Below are 6,303 nucleotides of genomic sequence, written 5' to 3'. Positions count from 1 at the left end.
TGATACTCAGGTAAAAATACAAGGACATAGAATAGAACTAGGAGAAATAGAAGCAAGGATAAAAGAAAACAGCATGGTAAAAGATGTTGCGGTAGTAGACAATAAGAACAAGTACGATAAAAAATACCTATGTGCATATGTAGTGGCAAAAGAAGGGTATGAAGCAAGGAAAATAAAAAAATACATAGCAGAAACACTACCCAAATACATGATACCAAGCTACTTTGAAGAAATAGACGAAATACCATTGACGTCAAATGGAAAGGTAAACAAGAAGAAATTACCAATGCCAAGCAATGCATATCTTACAGAAGAAGAATACATAGCTCCAAAAAATGAAGTTGAAAAGAAGCTTGCAAGAATATGGGGTGACATACTGGACATAGAAGAAGGAAAGATAAGTACAGAATCAGATTTCTTTGAAATAGGCGGTGACTCTTTAAAAGTTCAGTATATGATTAATGCCATTCACAAAGCATTTGGTATTAGGTTTGAACTTAAGGTGTTGTATATTCAAAGAAGCATTGAAGATATTGGCAAATATATCATTAATAGTCAAGAATATAACAACAGAGTACTTAATGATGAGTATTTAATATCACTTAAGCAGATTAATAATATCAGAAAAGCGAGTACAACTGGAAATTACCCAATAGCATATTCTCAAAAAAGAATTTATGTTCAGGAACAGTTTGAGGGTATCGGTACAAGTTACAATATACTGAAAGCTATAAAAATTAATGGTAGATTGGACAAGGATAAATTAGAAAGTGTATTCAACCAAATAATACAAAGGCAAGAATCACTAAGGACAGCTTTCATAATAGATAATGAAGAGATTGTACAAAAAGTAAGTGAAACATTAAGTTTAAAAATGGAATATGTGAAGATTAGTGAAAACGAGTTACAAAAAACAATACGAGATTTTAACAAACCCTTTAATTTGAATAAGCCACCTTTAATAAGAGTGAAATTAATTGAGTTTGATGCAACTGATTTTATCTTATTGTTTAATGTACATCATATTATTTTTGATGGTATATCATTTGGTATCCTGATTGATGAATTTATTCAATTATATCAAAACAAGGAATTGCCAAAATTAAATATGCAATACAAAGATTATTCTCAGTGGAGTAAACTATTTGAAGACAGTGATAGGTATAAAGAGCAAGAAAAATATTGGTTGAACAAATTTTCAGCAAATTATCAACCATTAAATATGCAAACTGATTTTGAAAGAAGTGAAACAAGAAGTTTTACAGGAGGAAGCTATACATTTACTGTTAGCAAGGATATTGTTGATAAAATTAATAGGTTAGCTATAAGAAAAACATTTACTACCCACACAATATTGTTTGCAGCATATGCAATTGCTTTGAGTAAACTTACAAATCAAAAGGATATTACCATTGGGTCATTAGTTTCTGGAAGACAATTACAGGATGTTCAAGATATTATTGGTATGTTCAATAACTTCTTACCTATTAGAAATATCATTGAACCTAATGATAATTTTGAAAAATTACTGGACACAATAAATCAAAATATTATTGAGGCTTATGATAATCAAGATTATTCATATGATAAGATAGTTGATAAGTTATCATTGAAATTAGATAAATCAAGAAATCCATTGTTTGATACTATGCTTATCTTTCACAATGAAACCAGTGATACTTTTAAAATAGAGTTAGAAGATATTGAAATGCTTTCCTATGAACTTGATATGGAAGGTACTTCAAAACTCGATTTCAAACTGGACATTGTAAGGGGAGCAAAGGGTGAACTAGAATGTTGTATTGAATACAATGATAGTTTATTCAAAGAAGCCACAATGATGAAGATTGCTAATGTCTTTAGTAGAATAGTTGAATTTATAGCAGATGATTCTACTATAGAGTATTCGCATATAGATATAACATCCCATGAGGAAAAAGAAATGATATTAACTCAATTCAATAATACTTATAAAGAATACTTAAATAGTAACTACATTCATTTGCAATTTGAAAAGCAGGTACAAGAAAATCCTAATAAAGTAGCTGTCATTTATCAAGATACAACAATCAGTTATGGTGACTTAAACAAAAAGGTCAATCAACTTGCTAGAAAATTAAGAAACTTAGGTATTACCAATGAAAAGATAGTTGCAATAATGGCAGATAGATCAATAGAGATGATGATTGGCATACTAGCTATATTAAAGGCTGGTGGAGCGTATATGCCAATTGGCGTTAATTATCCTATAGATAGAATAACGTATATGATTAAGGATAGTCAAGCAGAAGTAATATTATGTGACCAATCCAAGGTGGCTTTTGATCTTAACATGGAATGTATAGACCTATATGATCAATCAATATATACAGGAAATGATAGTAACTTAGAAATAATCAATAATCCTAATGACTTAGCTTATGTAATATATACGTCTGGTTCTACAGGAAAACCAAAAGGAGTTATGATTGAGCATCATTCACTAATCAATAGGATTAATTGGATGGATAATAGTTATACGATCAATGAGGATGATATTGTACTTCAAAAAACACCGTATACTTTTGATGTCTCTGTTTGGGAACTGCTTTGGTGGGCTACAAAAGGAGCTAGCGTATGTATGTTAGTGCCGGATGGAGAAAAAGATCCTGAAGAAATTATCAATACCATTGAAAAACATGGAGTTACTATAATACATTTTGTTCCTTCTATGTTAAAAATATTTTTGGATTATATAAGCAGTAAGGAACAGCAATTAAAAGTTAGGAATTTAAAATGGTTATTTGCAAGTGGAGAAGTACTAAAGAAGGAATATGTCAATCAGTTCAACGATATATTCAGTCAGCTAGAGGATTTAAAGCTTGTTAATTTGTATGGTCCTACAGAAGCTACTATTGATGTATCTTATTTTAACTGCAAACGAAGTAAGACGGAGATTGTTCCTATTGGAAAACCTATCAATAATACGAGATTTTATGTTCTAGATAAATACCTGAATATTCTTCCTGTTGGTGTTGCAGGTGAACTTTATATTGCAGGAGATGGTGTTGCTAGAGGGTACTTAAATAGAGAAGCGTTAACAAATGAAAGATTTATTGATAATCCTTTTGAAGAGAACAATAAAATGTATAAAACAGGAGATATTGTAAAATGGCTTCCAGATGGTAACGTTGAATACATTGGCAGAATAGATAACCAAGTCAAGATAAGAGGATTCAGAATTGAATTAGGTGAAATTGAAAGTAAAATACTAGAGTTTGGTAACATCACGGATGCTATTGTGATAGATATTGAAGATGAAGGTGGAGACAAGTTCTTATGTGGATATTTTGTTGCAGATGTTGAAGTATCCTTACTTAAGCTACGGGAATATCTTTTACTGGGTTTGCCTCAGTATATGATTCCTTCCTATTTTGTACAAATAGATAAAATACCTTTGAACGATAATGGAAAGATAGATAGAAAGTTATTACCTAAACCTCAAATGATCAATAACAGAGAATCCGTATACATAGCTCCAAGAAATAATACGGAATCAAAACTAATTGATATGTGGAAAGGAATATTGAATATTAGCGAAATAGGTATTAATGACGACTTCTTTGATTTAGGAGGTCATTCTCTTAAAGCAACCACACTAATGCTAATGATTACTAAGGAGTTCAAAGTAAGTCTTTCATTGAAAGAAATATTTGATAATTCAACTGTACGAGATATGGCTAAGAGAATTGGGATATCTAATAAAAGTATATATTCTACAATAGAGCCTATCTCTGAGAGAGAATATTATCCTTTATCAGTACATCAAAGAAGAATCTTCATGCTACAGGAAATGGCACCTTCTAGTACAAGCTACAATATACATAACGCATTGATTATTGAGGGTGAGATAGATATTAGAAAGATTGAAGAGTCTTTTATGAAATTAATCGACCGACATGAAGCTCTTAGGACGACTTTTGATTATCATGAAGGTGAGCCTGTTCAAATTATTAGTGATGAAAATCACTTTGAACTGCAATATTACAAGGCTAACCATGTAGAGATAGATCAATTGATTTATGATGTTATTCAAGTATTTGATTTCAAGAAGGCACCGTTATTGAATGTTGCCCTTATAGAAATTGATCGTAATAAATATGTACTCGTATATGATATACACCATATCATATCAGATGGAATATCTATGCAATTACTTACAAGAGAATTTATAGAAGTGTATCAGGATAAAGATTTAGATGCGTTAGCATTTCAGTATAAAGATTTCTGTGTATGGCATGACAAGTTTTTGAATAGTGATTTATTGAAAAGTCAGGAAAAGTATTGGCTAAATGTATTCAGTGGGAGTTTACCTCAATTGGATATGCCTACTGATTATCAAAGAGGAGCTGTACAAGTTTTTGATGGAGATAGTATTTCGTTTTCTTTTGATCATGAGATAACATTGATGTTAAATGATATATCTAAGAGTACAGGTACAACAATTTTTATGGTTCTTATGGCAGTCTATAATGTATTGATTTCATTATATTCCAACCAAGAGGATATCATTATTGGTACACCTATAGCGGGAAGACCAATTATTGACTTGGAAAATGTAGTGGGAATGTTTGTTAATACGTTGGCTATAAGAAATGATGTAAGTGGTGATAAATCTTTTTCAGTATTCTTAAATGATGTGAAGGATAACATGCTAAGTGCATTTGAAAATCAAGATTATCCTTTTGATTATTTGGTTGAAAAACTTGGGCGTGCTCATGGTTTTGGTAGGAATCCATTGTTTGATGTTGCATTTACCATTCAAAATATTGATGCAGTATCAAGTGATATTGATGGATTGACAATAGAACAGTACAAATTCAACAATAACACATCAAAATTTGATTTATTATTGACTGGTATTGAAACTCAAGATTGTATTAATTTTGTGCTTGAATATAATTGTACACTTTTTACTGTAGAAAGTATGGATGTATTCATAAATAACTATATCAATCTAACTAAGGATATTATAGCGGATATTGATATTAAGATAAATGAACTTGAGATTAATAGGCAGATAGATTTTGCTGAATATGAAGAACAAGATGTTGATTTCAACTTTTAATAACATCTTATATACTTAAATGTTTTGCATTTTCTATATATGAGTTTATAACATGAGGAGGGTGCTAATGGTTTCATTTAATAAAGATAAAAGTAATGGGAAGTTTTGGAGTAATCAATTCAGTGGAAATATAGAAAAAACTCATTTCCCCTTTGATTACTATGAGAATAATTATACTGATAACAATATCGCGAGTGTTGATTTTACACTTTCAAAGCATATAAGCAACAAAATAATGAGTATATGTGCAGGGTCAGATAATAATATATTTGCATTTCTAGTTACTAACGTTATCGGATTATTATACAGATATTCAGGAAAAAAAGAAAGTATAATTGGTATACCCATTAATAAACAGTTAGGAAAAGAAAGATTACTTAATACATCCTTATTCATACGTAATGATATTACAGATTCTATGTCTTACAAGGAATTATTAGTGCAGGTGAGAAATAGCATTCGTGATGTCAACAAAAACCAAAACTATCATGTAAGAGGGTTATTAAGTGAATTAGGATTCTCCACAGATAAACAGGAAAGCAATTTAGCACATGTTAAAATCATGTATGACAATATTCATTTTAAGGATTATCTTGATAATATTAATAGTAGTATGTTTTTTATATTCAAAAATAATGATGATTACATTGAGTGTACCGTTGAATATGATAAAACATTATATAGAAGTTTAACAATTGAAAGAATTATTAGTCATTATATTAAAATGATAAAAGCTGCTGTTGAAAACATATTAATACCATTGAATGATATAAGTTTAATAGAAATTCAGGAAAAGGAGCAGATTTTACAGGTATTCAATGACACAAGTGTTGTATACGATAGGGATAAAACAATTCAGGATCTATTTGAAGTACAAGCCATGAAATATAAAGATAGAATAGCTGTCAATTATGATGGTATGACCCTTACTTATAGTGAATTGAATAATAAAGCCAATTATATCGCAAGATCTTTGGTAGAAAAAGGGGTAACACATGATGACATTATTGCAATTAATGCGAATAAGTCTCTTGAAATGATTATAGGTATACTTGCAGTATTGAAGGCTGGAGCTGCATACTTACCTTTGGATTTCAATTACCCAAGTCAAAGGATTCAGTTTATGTTGGATGACTGTGGGGTTAAGCTTTTATTATCTAACTTTGATCTAGATATGGAATATGAAGGTATAGAAA

Annotated in this window: 2 protein-coding genes; both read left to right on the top strand. The window is 30.2% G+C overall.

Translation table 11 applies throughout. The features are described from left to right. The coding region (locus QMG30_RS24655; RefSeq protein WP_281819882.1) for a non-ribosomal peptide synthetase at window positions 1–5,107 on the top strand (5,107 nt) is incomplete at its 5' end. Between the two features lie 67 nt (window positions 5,108–5,174). Continuing rightward, window positions 5,175–6,303, top strand: a 1,129-nt coding sequence (locus QMG30_RS24650; protein ID WP_281819881.1) for an AMP-binding protein, incomplete at its 3' end; no start/stop codon positions are given.

It is taken from the genome of Vallitalea longa (genome assembly GCF_027923465.1).
In the GTDB taxonomy this organism is placed as follows: Bacteria; Bacillota; Clostridia; order Lachnospirales; family Vallitaleaceae; genus Vallitalea; species Vallitalea longa.
Note: the sequence above shows the minus strand (reverse complement) of the source record. Positions and strands in the feature narration are given on the sequence as shown.